The 17,267-nt window shown below is 57.9% G+C and carries 14 protein-coding genes; 6 read left to right on the forward strand and 8 right to left on the reverse strand.

The features are described 5' to 3' along the window. Window positions 1-4: 4 nt before the first annotated feature. Window positions 5-334 (forward strand): heat shock protein HspQ, encoded by a 330-nt coding sequence (hspQ, locus tag WKI41_RS19380; protein WP_340195111.1) that lies wholly within the window; start codon window positions 5-7, stop codon window positions 332-334. Between the two features lie 184 nt (window positions 335-518). Here the strand turns inward: hspQ and WKI41_RS19385 are convergent, their stop codons facing one another. Continuing rightward, window positions 519-1,166, reverse strand: a complete 648-nt coding sequence (locus WKI41_RS19385; RefSeq protein WP_062427402.1) for an invasion associated locus B family protein — start codon at window positions 1,164-1,166, stop codon at window positions 519-521. Between the two features lie 318 nt (window positions 1,167-1,484). On the opposite strand from WKI41_RS19385, the gene WKI41_RS19390 reads away from it, so the two are divergent. The 3 genes from WKI41_RS19390 (at window position 1,485) to WKI41_RS19400 (ending at window position 5,114) form a co-directional block, all read left to right on the forward strand. After that, window positions 1,485-3,311: an extracellular solute-binding protein gene (locus tag WKI41_RS19390; RefSeq protein ID WP_340195112.1), complete on the forward strand. Its 1,827-nt coding sequence runs from the start codon at window positions 1,485-1,487 to the stop codon at window positions 3,309-3,311. 110 nt (window positions 3,312-3,421) lie between these two features. Continuing rightward, window positions 3,422-4,093, forward strand: a complete 672-nt coding sequence (locus tag WKI41_RS19395; RefSeq protein ID WP_340195113.1) for a DsbA family oxidoreductase — start codon at window positions 3,422-3,424, stop codon at window positions 4,091-4,093. Window positions 4,094-4,169: 76 nt separating this feature from the next. Then, window positions 4,170-5,114 (forward strand): DMT family transporter, encoded by a 945-nt coding sequence (locus WKI41_RS19400; protein WP_340195114.1) that lies wholly within the window; start codon window positions 4,170-4,172, stop codon window positions 5,112-5,114. A 93-nt stretch (window positions 5,115-5,207) separates the two neighbouring features. Here the strand turns inward: WKI41_RS19400 and WKI41_RS19405 are convergent, their stop codons facing one another. From WKI41_RS19405 to WKI41_RS19415, 3 genes are all read right to left on the reverse strand, one after another. Next, on the reverse strand, window positions 5,208-5,528 hold the full coding sequence (locus WKI41_RS19405; protein WP_111850693.1) for a hypothetical protein: 321 nt from the start codon (window positions 5,526-5,528) through the stop codon (window positions 5,208-5,210). A 136-nt stretch (window positions 5,529-5,664) separates the two neighbouring features. Beyond that, window positions 5,665-9,174: a transcription-repair coupling factor gene (gene mfd / locus WKI41_RS19410; protein ID WP_340195115.1), complete on the reverse strand. Its 3,510-nt coding sequence runs from the start codon at window positions 9,172-9,174 to the stop codon at window positions 5,665-5,667. Between the two features lie 3 nt (window positions 9,175-9,177). After that, window positions 9,178-9,489: a succinate dehydrogenase assembly factor 2 gene (locus WKI41_RS19415; protein WP_340195116.1), complete on the reverse strand. Its 312-nt coding sequence runs from the start codon at window positions 9,487-9,489 to the stop codon at window positions 9,178-9,180. A 169-nt stretch (window positions 9,490-9,658) separates the two neighbouring features. Here WKI41_RS19415 and recG point away from each other — a divergent pair, with 169 nt between their 5' ends. Continuing rightward, window positions 9,659-11,764: an ATP-dependent DNA helicase RecG gene (gene recG / locus WKI41_RS19420; RefSeq protein WP_340195117.1), complete on the forward strand. Its 2,106-nt coding sequence runs from the start codon at window positions 9,659-9,661 to the stop codon at window positions 11,762-11,764. Window positions 11,765-11,769: 5 nt separating this feature from the next. Beyond that, a complete protein-coding gene (locus tag WKI41_RS19425; RefSeq protein ID WP_340195118.1) occupies window positions 11,770-12,036 on the forward strand; it encodes a hypothetical protein in 267 nt (88 codons plus the stop codon). Between the two features lie 62 nt (window positions 12,037-12,098). On the opposite strand, the gene WKI41_RS19430 is transcribed toward WKI41_RS19425, so the two are convergent. The 4 genes from WKI41_RS19430 to queA form a co-directional block, all read right to left on the reverse strand. Then, a complete protein-coding gene (locus WKI41_RS19430; protein WP_340195119.1) occupies window positions 12,099-13,586 on the reverse strand; it encodes an esterase-like activity of phytase family protein in 1,488 nt (495 codons plus the stop codon). Between the two features lie 183 nt (window positions 13,587-13,769). Next, entirely contained in the window at window positions 13,770-14,924 is a 1,155-nt protein-coding gene (locus tag WKI41_RS19435; protein ID WP_340195120.1) for an aminodeoxychorismate synthase component I, read from the reverse strand. 21 nt (window positions 14,925-14,945) lie between these two features. Beyond that, window positions 14,946-16,076, reverse strand: coding sequence for a tRNA guanosine(34) transglycosylase Tgt (gene tgt, locus WKI41_RS19440; RefSeq protein ID WP_340195121.1), 1,131 nt, complete (start codon window positions 16,074-16,076; stop codon window positions 14,946-14,948). Continuing rightward, the gene (gene queA, locus WKI41_RS19445) at window positions 16,076-17,158 is read right to left on the reverse strand and encodes a tRNA preQ1(34) S-adenosylmethionine ribosyltransferase-isomerase QueA (RefSeq protein ID WP_340195122.1); all 1,083 of its coding nucleotides are present in this window, start codon (window positions 17,156-17,158) and stop codon (window positions 16,076-16,078) included. Before queA ends, tgt begins: the two co-directional genes overlap by 1 nt. Window positions 17,159-17,267: the final 109 nt, after the last annotated feature.

Consider the following 17,267-nt stretch of genomic DNA (forward strand, 5'->3'; position numbering starts at 1 on the left):
TGCCATGAAACAAAGAAACGCAAAATTTACAATCGGTGAAGTCGTTCGCCACAAGGTGTTTCCGTTCCGCGGTGTGGTATTCGACGTCGATCCCGAATACGCCAATACCGAGGAATGGTGGAACGCTATCCCTGCTGAGATCCGTCCTGAGCGAGATCAGCCCTTCTACCACCTGCTGGCCGAAAACGATGAGACGGAATATGTAGCTTACGTCTCGGAGCAAAACCTCGTGCATGATGAGAGCGAGCAGCCCTTGCGCAATCCGAACATCACCCGGATCTTCGACACCACACCCGATGGTGAGCTAAAGCCGAAATCGGCTATGACGCATTGAGCTAAAGCACCGGCCGCAAAACTCTTCATCCGTTTTGCGAGCACGGCATGTGGCGAGATGATGATCTAAAGCGTAACGACCTAATCCCAAATATGGCCATGCGCGTTAGCCCGACCTAAAAAATAGAACATGAAAAAACCGGCCTCAGACGAAGCCGGTTCTTTTTTGATCTCTACAGACCAGATCAGTTTGCAGGCTTTGCCTTGGCGGCGTCCTGCGCGGCTTCCAGCTTCTTGCGAGCTTCTTCAGCCTTCTTCTGCATGCCTTCCTGCAGCGAACGCTGGCTTTCGGCAAGCTGAGACTGGCTGATCGGCTGGCCATCATAGGCGCCGGTGAAGCCGTTGAGGGCGATCTTGATCGGGTTTGGTGCGCGACGGAAGTTGATCGACGTGAAGACGACTTCGTTGCCCTTCTTCAGGCTTGCAATCATCGCATCGGTCAGCTGAACTTCGGCGGTGCACTTGTCAGGAAGGCAGACGGCGTAGTCAAGCTTCTGGCCCTTGCCGCCATCGATCTGCATGACAACGCCCGGGGGCAGAAGACGTGCTGTCGGGACGGAAACCTGGAGGATCTTACGGTTGACCTTGCCTTCGACGCTGATGAGGCCAACAGCGGTGATCATCTGCCCATTCTGGGCAAGAACGATATTCTGCACGACGCAAACATCATTGTCTTCCTGCTTGCTGCAGGTCTTGAACCAGCCGAGTGGCGGAGCGCCTGCCGGAGCAGCAGCCTGCTGAGCCTGAGAAACAGCCGGTGCAGACACGGCGCCCAGCGAAAGAACGAGAGCAGAAAGGGCCGCCCGGGTGAATGTGTTTGCAGTTTGCATCATAAGAGTTCCGTCTCCTGAATTTATGCGAAGCAGCGCTTCATGTGAGCACCGCTCAACATCGCCGGTATCCGTCTGCCCGTTCCACTGTCGTTTAAATGAGGCAAATGCGTGACCCGAGTGTTTCGGGACTCCTGTTACATCCCGTTCGGCCTGATATCCAGCATTTCTTTTACTTTTTCCTTGTATCCGACAAGATTTCCGTGATCGGATGCCCTTGTCCGCTGTGATACATTTGCGCGGGAATCAAACAAGACAGATGGTTGGAACAGGAGCCTGACAGCTCCAAAATCAATCACCCGAATGCGACAGGATACTGACATGCGAAGCCTTTTGGCGCTCATTCCCGCCCTTCTTATTTCCGGCATGGCGATGGCTGAACCGCTTCATGGCATCTCTATGCATGGCAAGCCTGCTTTACCCGCGGACTTCAAGAACCTTCCTTACGTGAACCCGAACGTAAAGAAGGGCGGCCGGGTCTCGTATGGTGTCGTCGGCACCTTCGATGCGCTCAACCCCTTCGTTTTGAAGGGCATGCGCACCACGGCGCGCGGCGTCTGGGATCCGGAGTTCGGCAACCTTCTATACGAGCCGCTAATGCAGCGTTCGCACGACGAGCCTTTCACGCTTTACGGACTGCTGGCAGAAAGCGCCGAATGGGATGATGAGCGCACCTACATCCAATTTAACCTGAACCCGAAGGCACATTGGCAGGATGGCAAGCCCGTCACTGCGGATGATGTTATCTTCAGCTTCAATCTGTTGAAGGAGAAGGGCCGCCCGCCTTTCGATAGCCGCCTCAATGGCGTCGCGAAGATGGAAAAGGTGGGCGAGCGCAGCGTTCGGTTCACCTTCAACGAAAAGGCCAACCGCGAGACCCCGTTGATCTTGGCGTCTTCCACGCCAATTCTGCCTGCCCATGCCATCGACGCCAAGGCGTTTGAGCAGGCAGGCCTAGGCCCTGTCGTCGGCTCCGGCCCTTATCGAATCAAAACCTTGCGCCCGGGCGAACAGATCGTCTGGGAACGGGACAAGAACTATTGGGGAAAAGATATTCCTTCCAAGGTCGGTTTCGATAATTACGATGAAATCAGCGTCACCTACTTCCTGCAGGTGACGACGATGTTCGAAGCCTTCAAGAAGGGCGATATCGACATCTATCCGGAAGGCGATGCGATCAACGGCACGTCTGACACCTCGCACTGGGGCCAGGCTTATAATTTCCCGGCGGTTCAGCGTGGCGATATCGTGAAAGACGTTTTCGAACCGGGCTTGCCGTCTGGCATGTTCGGTCTGGTCTTCAATACCCGCCGACCGATGTTCGCCGACGAGAAGGTGCGCGAGGGACTGTCTTACGTGCTCGATTTCGAGTGGATGAACCGAAACATTCTCGGTGGCGCCTTCAAGCGAACCCAAAGCTACTGGCAGAACTCCAAGCTCGGTGCCTATGGCAACCCGGCCAACGAAAAGGAATTGGCGTTGCTCGGCGACGCCGCAAAGCGTCTGCCCCCGGAGATCCTGGCTGGCACGTACGAAATGCCGACGACGGACGGCTCGGGCGCAGACCGTGCTGTGCTCAAGCAAGCCGTTGCCAAACTCGGAGAGGCGGGCTTCACCATCAAGAACGGCAAGATGGTTGATAAGGATGGCAAGCCTGTTAGCTTCGAGATCATGACGCAAAACCCGGCACAGGAGCGTATCGCGCTTGCCTACCAGCGCTCGCTCAAGCTCATCGGCGTCGATATGGCGATCCGCTCTGTGGACGACGGACAATATCAGTCGCGCTCCAATGGCTTCGACTATGACATGATCATCCGTTCCTTCCCCTCCTCCCTGTCACCCGGTGCAGAACAGATCAACCGCTGGGGCTCGGTCTCGAAGAACGCCAATGGCAGCTTCAACTATGCAGGCGTCGCAGACCCGGATGTCGATCGCATGATCGAGGCCTTGCTGCAGGCGCGAGAAACGGAAGATTTCGAGGTGGCGGTGCGGGCCTACGATCGCCTGCTGACAGCTGGGCACTATGTCATTCCGCTCTACTATATCGGCGCGCAATGGGTCGCTCGCTGGAAATATATCGACCGGCCAGAGAAGACGCCGCTGACTGGAAACCAGAAGCAGACATGGTGGGATGCGCGCGCGCAGTAAAAACAGCTGCGCCACGCCATCCGCGACGGTTCCCTTTTGGTAACGCCTTGTGCTGAAAGCACAGACTATCTAGATCAGGCGTCTATTCAAGCGCAGGAAGGAACAGCACCATGCAACGCATTGTCATCGACGTAGTCTCGGACATGGTGTGCCCCTGGTGTTATCTCGGCAAGGCGCGTCTCGACCTGGCACCGGCTGAGGTTCAGGACGAAGTCAGCGTCGATATCAACTGGCGCCCATACCAGCTGAACCCGGATTATCCGCCAGAAGGCGTCGATCAGAAGGTCGAGTTGGAAAAGAAACTCGGCGGCAAGGATCGAGTCGAACAGGCCCACAAGATGCTGACCGAACTCGGTCGCGAAGTGGGCATTGCCTACGACTTCGATGCCATCAAAGTCGGTCCCAACACGCTCGACGCGCACAGACTTTCGCTCTGGGCGCATGCGCAAGATCGCGAGCTTCAGGACAAAGTCGTCACAGCTTTGTTCAAGGCCAATTTCGAAGAAGGCCGTAACATCGGCGATCATGCTGTGCTAATCGATATCGCAGAAAAATGTCGCATGGACAAAGAGCTGGTCCGCCGCCTGCTGGCTTCGGAAGCCGACAAGGACACAGTTAAGGCTGAGATTGATGCAGCGCAGCAAATGGGCGTTTCCGGCGTCCCGTTCTTTATCCTGGATCAGAAATACGCCGTCAGCGGCGCACAAACGCCGGATGTGCTTATTAATGCACTGCGGGATATTGCCAAAATGAAAGCGGAAGAGCATAGGGCAATGAACTGATCGCAGTGCCCGAAACGGCGTGAGTAACACCTCGTCGCCGCTGCGATTTTCGACCCAGTAATCCAGCGGTGATTTCGTGCCAGACAGCAGGTTGAAGGGCATATTGCTCGCCTTTGCCGCCTTCGCGGCCTATGCTTTCAGCGATGCAAGCGTAAAACTGATCGACGGGCAACTCCCGCCCGTCGAATCGGGCTTCTTCGGAGCTCTCTTCGGACTTTTTGCACTCCCCTTCATCCGCAAGCGCAACGATGCCTGGACGGATATCGTCCGCACGACGAACCGGTCTCTCTGGCTTTTGCGGTTCTTTGCCACTGGTGCCAGCACCATCGGCAGCGTCGTCGCCTTTACCCATCTTGCCATGGCGGAAGCCTTTGCATTGATCTTCCTCCTGCCCTCCTTCGTCACCATCATGTCGGTGATCTTTCTGAAGGAACAGGTTGGCATCAAGCGCTGGTCGGCGGTCATCATCGGCTTTGCCGGTGTCCTCATCATCTTGAGACCGGGTTTCCGCGAACTCTCCATCGGTCATCTCGGGGCGATCATCGGCGGCATGAGCGGGGCGATCTCCATCGTCATCTTCCGCGCCATAGGGCCCCGGGAAAAGAACATCTCGCTCTATGGCGCGGGTCTGCTTGGCTGTCTCGCCGTATGCGGCGTGTTGATGATTCCCACCTTCGCACTTCCGAATGCCGAACAGTGGCTGATGCTGGCCGGCTATGGCCTACTGGCAGCGGTGGCCAATGTCCTCATCATGTACGCCGCGCAATATGCGCCGGCAGCGGTGATCGGTCCGACTCAGTACAGCCAGATGCTCTGGGCAATCCTCTTCGGGTACCTGATCTTTGGCGACAGGATAGATAGCTGGATGCTCGTCGGCATCGCACTGATCGTGGGCTCTGGCCTACTGACGCTGATGCGCGAAAAGCAGCGTAACGTGCCATTGCCAAACTCTGTTGCTGCATCGGATCAGAACGTGACGGCCGTTATGTTGCCGGATGAAAAAACGGAGGCGGGCCGATAATCGGCCCGCCCCGTTTAAAAACACGTCATTGAAAAATTTTATTTATTTTCGTCTTACAATTTCAGCTCACATCAATAGCAATATCATTTCACATCAATCGCAGACACGGACGCGATACATGTCGCCGAATCCGTCCTGACGCCATGCAACATGGCAACGGGGATAGACGGGCTCATAAACGACAGGGGGCGGGCCATAATAAGTGGGTGCGGCATAAACAGGCGTACCATAAACCGGCCTGTCATGTGCAGCAGACAGTAATGCGCCGCCGACAAGTGTACCAGCAATACCGGCGGCAAGGCCGCGGCCGAAATTGTTGCGTGCTTCAGCCTGGCTGGTGGTGGCAATTGTGGTGCCCGCAATTGTCAAAGCAACCAGACCAGCGGTGACAAATCTGTTCTTCAATGTCCACATAGTCCTGCTCCTTAAAAGGTTCAGCACATCGTCCTGTGCTGATGAGGATGAGACTACCCCCCAGAAGACTACCGCTAGATGTCCGTTTGATTAATTCCTTGTAAGGAATCCCACAGCGCGATTTTTCTTACTCGCGTCAGGATTTTGCCAGTTCCGCAAGCTGCGTCATGATCATCGCCGCACCTGCCAAGCGCTTTTCAGGCGTCGGCAGATCGCGGGTCAGGAACACGCTGTGGTCGGGCCTGATCTTCGCCATAGAACCCTGCTTGGCGATATAGCCAACGAGTGCTGCCGGGTTCGGGAATTCCTTGTTGCGGAATTGCACGACGACACCCTTTGGACCGGCATCCAGTTTCTCGACATTGGCGGTACGGCAGAGCGACTTGACGTAAACGATCTTCAAGAGATGCTGCACTTCCTTCGGTAGCGGACCGAAGCGATCGATCATCTCCGCACCAAAGCCGTCGATTTCGTTGAGGTCGGTCAGCTCGCCCAGACGGCGGTAGAGACCCATGCGCAGATGCAGGTCGGGAACGTAGCTCTCTGGAATCATCACCGAGGTACCGACCGAAATCTGCGGCGACCAGCCGGTGTCGATAACATCGTCTTCGCCCTTCACCTCGGCAACAGCCTCTTCCAGCATTTGCTGGTAAAGCTCGAAACCGACTTCCTTGATATGACCGGATTGCTCCTCGCCAAGCAGATTGCCCGCCCCGCGAATATCGAGATCGTGGCTGGCAAGCTGGAAGCCGGCGCCAAGCGTATCGAGCGACTGCAGCACTTTGAGCCGCCGCTCGGCCATCGTCGTCAGCACCTTGTTGACCGGCAGCGTGAAAAGCGCGAAGGCGCGAACCTTCGAACGTCCGACACGACCACGCAGCTGATAAAGCTGCGCCAGGCCAAACATGTCCGCACGGTGGACGATCAGCGTATTGGCGGTCGGCACATCGAGACCGGATTCGACGATGGTGGTGGAGAGAAGCACATCATATTTGCCGTCATAGAAAGCGTTCATGATGTCTTCCAGTTCACCCGCCGGCATCTGACCATGGGCGACCGCGACCTTCAATTCCGGTACGTCGGATTGCAGGAAGGCATGGATGTCGGCGAGATCCGCCAGACGCGGGCAGACATAAAAGCTCTGGCCACCGCGGTAATGCTCGCGCATCAACGTTTCGCGGATCACCAGCGGATCGAAAGGCGAGATGAAGGTGCGCACCGCCATGCGGTCCACCGGTGGAGTGGTGATCAAAGACAGCTCGCGCACACCGGTCATCGCCAGTTGCAAGGTGCGCGGGATCGGCGTGGCGGACAGCGTCAACACGTGCACATCGCTCTTAAGCTCCTTCAGCCGCTCCTTGTGCTTCACGCCGAAATGCTGCTCTTCATCGATGATCAGAAGGCCAAGATTGGCAAAGGTGATCCCCTGCCCCAGCAGCGCATGTGTGCCGACGACGATATCGGTCTTGCCTTCCGCCACTTCCTTCTTCACCAGATTAAGCTCCTTGGCACCGACAAGCCGCGACGCCTGCTGCACGCGGATCGGCAGCCCTCTGAAACGCTCCGAGAAGGTGCGGAAATGCTGACGCGCGAGAAGCGTGGTTGGCACGACGACGGCCACCTGCACGCCATTCATGGCCGCGAGGAAGGCCGCGCGCAGCGCCACTTCCGTCTTGCCGAAACCAACGTCGCCGCAGATCAATCTGTCCATCGGACGGCCCGCACCGAGATCGTCGCGGATCGAGTCGATGGCATTCATCTGATCTTCGGTTTCGTCATAGGGGAAGCGCGCGGCGAATTCGTCATAGAGACCATCAGGTGCCGTGAGAACCGGTGCCTGGCGGACGAGGCGGGCAGCGGCGATTCGGATGAGATCGCCCGCCATATCGAGCAGGCGTTTCTTGAGTTTCGCCTTGCGCATCTGCCATGCGCCACCGCCGAGCTTGTCAAGCTGCGCTTCCGCCGCATCCGAGCCGTAGCGGGACAGGAGGTCGATGTTTTCGACCGGAAGGAACAGCTTGGCGTCGTCTGCGTAATGCAGTTCCAGGCAATCGCGCGGCGCGCCGGCTGCCTCAATGGTGCGCAGGCCTACGAACCGGCCAATACCGTGTTCGGCGTGAACGACCAGCGACCCTTCGTCCAGTCCCGCCACTTCCGAAATAAAATCGGCACCGCGCTTGCGGCGCTTGGAGCGGCGCACCATGCGGTCGCCGAGAATATCCTGCTCGCCGATGACGGCAAGATTGCTCGCTCCAAAGCTCGTCTCGAAACCCGCCTCAAGGCTAAGAACAGCAGAGGCCGCCTCACCCTTTCCGAGCTTGTCGATCTCCTTCAACGAGGCGATCGGCTTGATTTTTTCAAGCCCATGCTCGCTCAGAACCTGCAACAGGCGGTCAAGCGATCCTTCCGACCAACCAGTGATCAAAACCTTCCAGCCCTTGGATCGACGCTCGGCGATATGCTTCACCGCCAGATCGAACACGTTGACCCGGTCTTCGCTACCGGCTTCTGCCGGTGGCTTAGCCCACCGCGGGCCGACATGCGCATCGAGCGTCGCAACCGGCCTGTCGTTGGAATCCTGTTCGTTGAACGGCGTCAGGCGCACGGCATTGACAGCGTTCAACGCTTCATCGAAACCCTTGCCGCCAATATAAAGCTGGCTAGGCGACACGGGCTTGTAAGGTGCACCTTGCGTTGCGCCCTTGGTCTGGCCAGAATTGCGCCGTGCCTCGAAGTAATCATGTACAAGCTTTGAGCGCTCGACAGCTGCCTCGCGTGCTGTGTGATCGGTGACGATGCGGAAGCCTTGCAGATAATCGAAGGCGGTTTCGAGCCTCTCGTAAAAGAGCGGCAGCCAGTGCTCCATACCCGCATAGCGACGGCCTTCGGAGACAGCCTGATAAAGCGCATCGTCCCGGGTCGCGGCACCGAAGAGCGACAGATAGTTCTTTCGGAAGCGGCTGATCGTATCGGGCGTCAGCGTAACTTCGCTCATCGGGTTGAGATCAAGCGACCGGGCGTGACCAATGGTGCGCTGGCTGGCGGGATCGAAGGTACGGATGCTCTCCAGCGTATCGCCGAAGAAATCGAGACGCACCGGTTCTTCCGTTCCGGGAACGAAGACATCGAGAATGCCACCGCGCACGGCAAACTCGCCGACTTCGCGCACCGTCGCTACGCGGTCGAAACCGTTGCGCTCAAGGCGAGCGGCGATCTCTTCCATTCGGATCTGATTGCCGGGCTTGGCGGAAAAGGCCAGACTTTCGATGATGTCGCGTGGCGCCATCTTCTGCAGCATGGCATTGACGGTGACGAGAACGATGGCCGGATGAGGCTTCTTCTGGTGCTGGATCAACCCCGACAGCGCCGCAAGCCTGCGCGCGGAGGTGTCAGCACTCGGTGACACACGGTCATAGGGAAGGCAGTCCCAGGCAGGCAGTGTAAGCACCGGGATTTCCGGCGCAACGAAGCCCAGGATCTGCTCGAGATCGGCAACACGATGCCCATCCGACATGACGTAGGCGACAGACGTTCCCGCCCGCGCCATATCCGCCAGGAGAAGCGCCTCCATTCCGGATGGCACGTTTCCAATGGTCAGCGGCGTATCAGCCGATGCCACCAGCTTCACATCAATCCCGGCGATCATCAATCAGGCTTTCGTTGTCTCGGACGTGACCGGATCGAAGTCCGGACGATAGGAGGCGATTTTCATGAAGAGAGGTGTCCGGAATTTTTCCGGTATCGGCAAGGCACCCGTCACCATCTTGACGAGGTCGTTATCTTCCTCAGCCATGATGACTTCCAGCTCATCAAGATCCGCGTCCGAAAGATCGGCAATATTGTCCTCGGCGAACTGCCCGAGCACCAGGTCCATCTCGCGAATGCCGCGATGCCAGCAACGATAGAGAATCCGCCGACGCCTCGGTTCGAGGTCGGCACTCGTGCGCACCAGTCCAGTCATTGCATTCACCTGTTTGTTGGTTTCGCTTTCCTATAGAACAGGACAGGAACGCTTGGGAACCGCTATTTGTGCAAATAAGCTGCAGCGGGCAGAAAAACTGCCGGTGATAAACGCGCTTTGTCAGCCTCCCACTCTTGCAATGGGCGCAGCCTTACCCGATTTTGCAGCCATGCGCCCCGCCATACTTGATCCTCTCTTTGCTACAGTTTCGTCACTTACCGGCGTCGGGCCGAAGCTTGCCGATCTGCTGGCGAAGCTTCTGGGCCGGGAGAGTGCGCAAGACACCCGCGTCATCGATCTCTTGTTTCACGCGCCGTCCAATATCATCGACCGCCGCAATCGTCCGGGCATCGCGTTGGCACCACAGGGTGCTATTGTCACCATTCAGGGACGCATTGATCGCCATCAGCCAGCGCCGCCCGGCAATCGCTCCGCGCCCTATCGCGTCTTCCTGCATGACGAAACCGGCGAACTGGCGCTCACCTTCTTCCGCGCCCGCGGCGACTGGCTCTCCAAGGCGCTTCCCATCGATGAAGAGGTGATGGTCAGCGGCAAGATCGACTGGTTCAATGGCCGTGCCTCCATGGTTCATCCAGACTTCATGGTGAAGGTATCGGAGGCGGATAATCTGCCGCTTGTCGAAGCCGTCTATCCGATGACGGCTGGCCTTTCGCCCAAGATATTGAAACGCGCCATCGATACGGCCTTGCAGCGCCTGCCGATCTTTGCGGAATGGATCGACGAGACGCTTGCCAGCCGCCAGAGTTTTCCGCATGTGGCGGATGCCTTTCGAGAACTGCACGATCCGCGCGACGGCGCCGATATCGATCCGCAAGCCCCTGCCCGCCGCAGGCTTGCCTATGACGAGTTCCTGGCCGGACAGCTTTCGCTAGCGCTCGTTCGCCAAAGACTGCGCAAAGTCGCTGGTCAGCCCATCCGCGCCAAGGGCGATTTCGCGGCGCGTATTCTCGCAAGCCTGCCCTTCTCGCTGACCGCCAGCCAGAGCGCTGCGGTGAAAGACATTCTGACCGACATGGCAGGCGAAGACCGAATGCTCCGGCTGCTTCAGGGCGATGTCGGCGCAGGCAAGACCTTGGTGGCGCTGATGGCGATGGCAACGGCTGTGGAGGTCGGTGGACAGGCCGTGCTGATGGCGCCGACCGAAATTCTGGCGCGCCAGCACTTCGCGACAATCTCGAAATATGCCGCCGCTGCGGGCATTTCCTGCGAGGTTCTGACCGGCAGAACCAAGGGTAAGGAGCGCCGCGAGATTGAAGAGCGGATCGCTTCCGGCGAAGCACAGATCGTTATCGGCACGCATGCTCTGTTTCAGGACAGCGTCTCCTATAAGAATCTCGTTCTGGCCGTCGTGGATGAACAGCATCGCTTCGGCGTGCATCAGCGGCTGCGCCTCACCGCCAAGGGCATCACGCCGCATATGCTGGTCATGACGGCAACGCCAATCCCGCGAACGCTGGTTCTCGCCGCCTTCGGCGATATGGATGTCTCTAAGCTGACGGAAAAGCCCGCAGGCCGGAAGCCAATCCAGACTGTGACCATTCCCAGTGAGCGGATGGGCGACATCGTCGACCGGCTGCGCAGTGCGTTGGCGGAGGGCAAAAAGGCCTACTGGATCTGCCCGCTGGTCGAGGAGTCGGAGGAGTCCGACCTGATGTCAGCAGAGGAGCGGCATGCGGTGCTATCGCAATCTCTGCGCGCCAATATCGGTCTGATCCATGGCCGGATGAGCGGCCCCGAAAAGGATGCCGCGATGCTGGCCTTCAAGAGCGGCGAAACCCGCTTGCTCGTTGCTACGACTGTCGTTGAGGTCGGCGTCGATGTACCGGATGCCACGATCATGGTGATCGAACATGCCGAACGTTTCGGCCTTGCCCAGCTTCACCAGTTGCGCGGTCGTGTCGGCCGTGGCGATGAAGCCTCCACCTGCATCCTACTTTATAAGGGTCCGCTCAGCGAAAACGGCAAGGCGCGGCTCTCCATTCTGCGCGATAGCGAGGACGGCTTCCTGATTGCCGAAGAAGATCTGAAGCTGCGCGGTGAAGGCGAACTCCTCGGCACCCGCCAATCCGGGACGCCGGGCTTTCGTATCGCCAGTCTCGAAGCCCATGCCGACTTGCTTGAAATCGCCCGCAAGGATGCCGCCTATATGATCGAAAAAGACGCTGAGCTCGTCAGCGAGCGCGGCAAGAACCTGAGAACCCTGCTTTACCTCCATCGCAGGGATGAAGCGATCCGCTTCCTCCACGCAGGCTGAATGACATGACAATCACACCCAATCCGCCTCCCGCCTTTCAGAAGGGCTTTGCCCTTTGCTCGCCGGAAAACATTCTACAACCGAAGACATTCGCAAAGAGCGAAAAGAAAGCGATTGCCAAAGGCTTCAAGAAACCCGGTCGCAAGCAAGCCTGGGCGGAAGCCTTGGAACAGGGCTGGAGCGTCAAGCTCGTCTATATGCGGCTCTTTGTGCCGGTGTTTCATTCAACCACTGCAGGCACCCAGGAATTCGAAGACGCCGACGAAGATTGAGATCAAGAAACAGAAAGCCGCGCCGATTGTGTTCGGCGCGGCCATCATAAAGCGACCTAACTTTAACGCTTGGCAACGCCCGGCAGCGTCACACGGAACACCTGGAACATGGTGTCCACATCCGCATGACCTTCCGCCTTGTAAGACTTACCAACCTGGAAACCGTCCTGCGTGAGGAAGTCGTTGTCATTGGCGACGAAGAGGAAATAATCATCCGGCGCGGATGGATCGAGCACGCTGGCAATCGACATCGCTTCCCACTTTTCCGACAGGTTGTTCTTGTCGTTCGGCGCGCCATTGTGCAGGCCGAAACGAGCAAGCTCCTTGTTGTCGTTGAGATCGATGAAGTCGTGCAGAACCGCGGGCTTGATCGCGCCATCCAGAACGCCCTTCGGTGCAACCGGCTTTACATCATCGAACTCGCCACCGGCAATATCGGTGGCGCCGGACAGATCAACGAGCTCGATTCTGCGATAGACAGATGTATCGCCCTTCAGACCCTGGCCATTATTGCTGTCACGTGCCAGCATCAGGAAAGCCTTGTCGGACAGTGCCAGAATTTCGCTTTGCGCTGCGACGAGCTTCTTATCTTTACCTTCGAACTTCGGCAGCGGCACGACATATTCGTGGACGAGCTTCAGGTGATCGACGTCGCTCGCATCATAGACCAGAGCGCGGGTGTGGTCGCGGGTGGAAGACGAATCGCCGCCATCCTGACGGGTCGCCGATTGCAGAACGGCAATGAGGTACTTGCCATCCGGCGTCAGCGACATGCCTTCCAGGCCCTGATTGTTCTGGCGACCGGTGTCGGGATCCTTCGGATCGGGCTTCTTGCCGCCTTCGCCGACATTGTTGGAAGAGAAATTGATCTCGCCCTTGCGCATCGGCAGCAGCGCCTTTGGCGGCTGCGTGGCCGACAGCATCTTACCATTGGCGGAGAAGTGATAGATATAAGGGCCGTATTCATCGCTGATCAGGAACGAGCCGTCGGCCAGACGCACCACCGCTTCCGCATCGAGCGAGACCTTGCCCGTGGAGGCGAATGGAAGAACCGGCGTCGTTGCAGTCGCCGGACGCGTGCCGGATTCAGGATCGAGGCCCGTCATGTTCTTACCCTGCTCATCGGTCAAAAGCAGCGTATCAGCAAGCGTTGCCTGCACTCCGGTCTGCTGCCTGTCGGCGGGCAGGTTCGCGCCCGTTGCAGGCGTCAGCGTCACGTCAACCTTGTTAATGCGGGCATTGTAGTCCGTCGTACCTTCGACGTTGTAGCCACGGTCCGGCAACAGCCAAAGCGAACCGCGATAGGCATCGCCATCCCTCTTCCAACTAGTAACATCGATTGCCATGCCGGAACCAGAACCAAAGGTTTCACCGAATTTGTCGCGCTGGCTGGCGGGAATGCGCCCAACGGCAACCAAACCCTGGTTGGCATAGCTGACGCCATTTGCGGTGGCGCTGCTTTCAGCCATCGCAGCGGCAGGAAATATGAAGATCGATGTCGCCAGCGCGGCGGCAAGCCTGCGAGAGGCCACGGAACGAGATGATGTCATGAAGCGCTATCCTTGAAGAAACAAAGAAAGAGGGCGTCTTCGACAGGTTAAAGGCGCTGGAGCGCTATGGGTTTATCGCCTGTCGGAGTTTTGCCTTCTGATCACTGTCTCTAAGAGCAGGATATGACACTTGCATGACGGCAATGCCGCCCCGCTATCGGCCTCTCCGCACGTTCGTCCGGGTCAGACGAGCTTGCGTTCCCCCACCGCGAACTTCGCCTTGAGCAGGCACTCGTCATATTCAGACTGAGCGGTAGAATCAAAGACGATACCGCCGCCGACATTGAAGGCCGCGCGGCCATCATCGAACAGCGAGATCGTGCGGATCGCAACGGAAAATCGCATGTCGCCACCTGGAGATATCAATCCAATGGCGCCGCAATAGACGTCGCGCGGCCCGATTTCCAGATCGTGCAAGATTTCCATCGCCCGCATTTTCGGCGCACCTGTCACTGAACCGCAGGGAAAAAGCGCGGCGAAGATATCGGTGATGGTCATGTTGGGTAAAAGCTTGGCGCGCACATGGCTGACCATCTGATGAACGGTCGGATACGTCTCGATCTCAAAAAGCTTCGGCACATGCAGCGTGCCGACTTCCGCGATCCTGGAGATGTCATTGCGAAGCAGATCGACGATCATGCGATTTTCAGCCAGCGTCTTCTCGTCCTGAGCCATGGCTTCAATAAGGGCCAAATCTTCTTCCGCCGACGATCCGCGCTTGACGGTCCCCTTCATCGGATGGGTCTCAATCCAGCCATCCGCATCCACCGAGAAGAACAACTCTGGAGAGCGCGAGAGAATGACCGGGCCACCGAGATCAATCAATGCACCGTATTTGACCGGCTGACGGTCGATCAAGGACCAGAAACCATCACGCGGATCACCGTGCCACCGCCCAGTGACAGCCATGGTAAGGTTAGCCTGGTAACAATCTCCCTGGCGCAGATGCTGATGCAACTTTTTGAACTGTTGTTCGTAGTCCGAGAACGACCACGAGGGTTTGAGATCACTCAAAAACTCGTCTGCCGGCATTATATTCAATGGCTTAGATGCCGATAACGCGTCATCGTTTGGTGACTTGAATACACCGAAGCAAAGAAGCGGTGTCTCTCTCCTGCCCTCTCCCAGAGGTGCAAGCTTAGACTCAAAAAGGTATCCCGCCTCGTAAGACATATAGCCGGCTAAATACTTTCCTTCAGCCTGGGCCGCCTGCATCCGTTCAAGGGCGGGAAAGAACGCGTCAGCCTCATGCGCGACAATAATCTCCTCCGGCTCCGTAAACAGCGTTACGGTGCCGGTCGTATCGTCACGAAAAAGAACGTAAGGCGCATCTAGCATTCAGCTATCCGATGATGGTTGTCACACCGGATCGATATCGCCTTTCGCCCACATTTCAATGGTCTCCGCGTAGAAATCCGGAAAGCGACCTTCTTCGATCGATTTGCGAATCCCCTGCATCAACTCCTGATAATAGGCAAGATTGTGCCAGGACAGAAGCATGCCGCCCAGCGCTTCATTGGAGCGCACCAAATGATGCAGGTAAGCGCGCGAATAATCGCGCGATGCCGGGCAGTTGGACTGCTCGTCCAGCGGGCGCATGTCTTCGGCATGACGAGCATTGCGAATATTCACCCTGCCGCGGCGGGTGAAGGCAAGACCATGGCGACCGGAACGGGTCGGCATCACGCAGTCGAACATGTCGATACCGCGAGCGACGGATTTCAGAATATCGTCCGGCGTGCCGACACCCATCAGATAGCGCGGCTTTTCCGTTGGCAGAACCGGCAGCGTCGTGTCGAGCATGGTAAGCATCACATCCTGCGGTTCACCGACGGCGAGGCCGCCAACGGCATAGCCCTTCAGATCGAGCTGCTTCAAGCCCTCTGCAGAGCGGATGCGCAAGTCGGGCTGGTCGCCACCCTGGACGATACCGAACATCGCCTTGCCCTTCTGCTCACCAAAGGCTACCCGGCAGCGTTCCGCCCAGCGCAGGGACATCTCCATGGCGCGCTCGATTTCCTTACGTTCGGCGGGAAGTGCCACGCATTCATCGAGCTGCATCTGGATATCCGAATCAAGCAGACCCTGTATCTCGATGGAGCGTTCCGGAGACATATGGTGCAGCGAGCCATCGACATGGCTCTTGAAGGTCACGCCCTTTTCGTCCAGCTTGCGCAGGCCAGACAGCGACATGACCTGAAAGCCACCGCTATCGGTGAGGATTGGATGCGACCAGCGGATCAGCTCATGCAGTCCGCCGAGACGCGCGACGCGCTCCGGGCCGGGGCGCAGCATCAGGTGATAGGTATTGCCGAGAATGATATCAGCGCCAGCCTCACGCACCTGATCCAGATACATGGCCTTGACCGTGCCCACGGTGCCTACAGGCATGAAAGCGGGCGTGCGGATCACGCCGCGCGGCATCGCCACTTCGCCGAGGCGCGCGCCGCCGCTGGTTGCTTTAAGGGTGAAGGTGAAGTTTTCGTGCATCAGACTTTCCGGAACAACAGGCTGGAATCGCCATAGGAATAGAAGCGGTAGCCGGTCTCGATAGCATGGGCGTAGGCCGCTCGCATCGTCTCCAGACCGCTAAAGGCCGAAACCAGCATGAAGAGCGTGGATTTCGGCAGGTGAAAATTCGTCATCAGAATATCGACCGCCTTGAAGTGGTAGCCAGGCGTTATGAAGATACCTGTAGCTCCCGACCAAGGGAGGATCTGCCCATCGTCGCCTGCCGCGCTTTCGATCAATCGCAGCGACGTGGTGCCGACGCAAACGATTCGTCCACCCTTCGCCTTTATAGCATTCAGCTTCTCGGCCGTTTCCCCGGACACATAGCCGATCTCGAGATGCATCTTGTGGTCGTTGGTGTCGTCGGCCTTGACCGGTAGGAACGTCCCTGCCCCGACATGCAACGTGACGAAATGGCGCTGGATACCAGCCTTGTCCAGCGCGTCGAAGAGTGCTGGCGTAAAGTGCAGGCCCGCAGTCGGTGCGGCAACGGCACCTTTTTCACGGGCATAGATCGTCTGGTAATCTTCCTGATCCTGCGCATCCTCGGGCCGCTTCGCAGCGATATAGGGCGGCAGCGGAATATGCCCGACAGAGGCAATCGCCTCATCGAGTGCCGGACCGGAGACGTCGAACAGCAGGGTGATTTCACCCTCCTCGCCCTTTTCCTCCACCGTCGCCTCAAGATAGGCAAGACCGCAGGCATTGTCGCGCTCATAACCGAAGCGAATGCGATCGCCCGCCTTGATGCGTTTGCCCGGACGCGCGAAGGCCTTCCACCGGCTGGCGTCGGCGCGCATGTGCAGCGTCGCTGAAACCGACGTCTCCTGCGCACCCTCGCGCAAGCGAATGCCTTCGAGCTGTGCGGGGATGACGCGTGTATCGTTAAACACCAGCGCATCGCCGGGCTTCAGGAAGCTCGCAAGATCGAAAACCTGATGATCCGTCATTCGGTCCGTATTGGGATCGACCACGAGCAGACGGGCGCTGTCACGCGGATTGGCCGGGCGCAGCGCAATATTCTCCTCGGGGAGATCGAAATCGAACAGGTCAACACGCATTCGGAGGCTCTTATAAAATACGTCTATTGTCACTTTCGCCTCTCTCGTACGGGAGAAAAGCGAAAAGCTCAGAATATCAAAACCCGCCTCGCAGCGAACTGCCGGCGGG

Source organism: Agrobacterium larrymoorei, from assembly GCF_037722385.1.
Lineage (GTDB): Bacteria > Pseudomonadota > Alphaproteobacteria > Rhizobiales > Rhizobiaceae > Agrobacterium > Agrobacterium larrymoorei_C.

Bases quoted from the DNA above. Each gene is read 5' to 3' on its own strand.
- hspQ (WP_340195111.1), top strand. From the start codon at position 5: ATGAAACAAAGAAACGCAAAATTTACAATCGGTGAAGTCGTTCGCCAC.
- WKI41_RS19385 (WP_062427402.1), bottom strand. From the start codon at position 1,166: ATGATGCAAACTGCAAACACATTCACCCGGGCGGCCCTTTCTGCTCTC.
- WKI41_RS19390 (WP_340195112.1), top strand. From the start codon at position 1,485: ATGCGAAGCCTTTTGGCGCTCATTCCCGCCCTTCTTATTTCCGGCATG.
- WKI41_RS19395 (WP_340195113.1), top strand. From the start codon at position 3,422: ATGCAACGCATTGTCATCGACGTAGTCTCGGACATGGTGTGCCCCTGG.
- WKI41_RS19405 (WP_111850693.1), bottom strand. From the start codon at position 5,528: ATGTGGACATTGAAGAACAGATTTGTCACCGCTGGTCTGGTTGCTTTG.
- mfd (WP_340195115.1), bottom strand. From the start codon at position 9,174: ATGATCGCCGGGATTGATGTGAAGCTGGTGGCATCGGCTGATACGCCG.
- WKI41_RS19415 (WP_340195116.1), bottom strand. From the start codon at position 9,489: ATGACTGGACTGGTGCGCACGAGTGCCGACCTCGAACCGAGGCGTCGG.
- recG (WP_340195117.1), top strand. From the start codon at position 9,659: ATGCGCCCCGCCATACTTGATCCTCTCTTTGCTACAGTTTCGTCACTT.
- WKI41_RS19425 (WP_340195118.1), top strand. From the start codon at position 11,770: ATGACAATCACACCCAATCCGCCTCCCGCCTTTCAGAAGGGCTTTGCC.
- WKI41_RS19430 (WP_340195119.1), bottom strand. From the start codon at position 13,586: ATGACATCATCTCGTTCCGTGGCCTCTCGCAGGCTTGCCGCCGCGCTG.
- WKI41_RS19435 (WP_340195120.1), bottom strand. From the start codon at position 14,924: ATGCTAGATGCGCCTTACGTTCTTTTTCGTGACGATACGACCGGCACC.
- tgt (WP_340195121.1), bottom strand. From the start codon at position 16,076: ATGCACGAAAACTTCACCTTCACCCTTAAAGCAACCAGCGGCGGCGCG.
- queA (WP_340195122.1), bottom strand. From the start codon at position 17,158: ATGCGTGTTGACCTGTTCGATTTCGATCTCCCCGAGGAGAATATTGCG.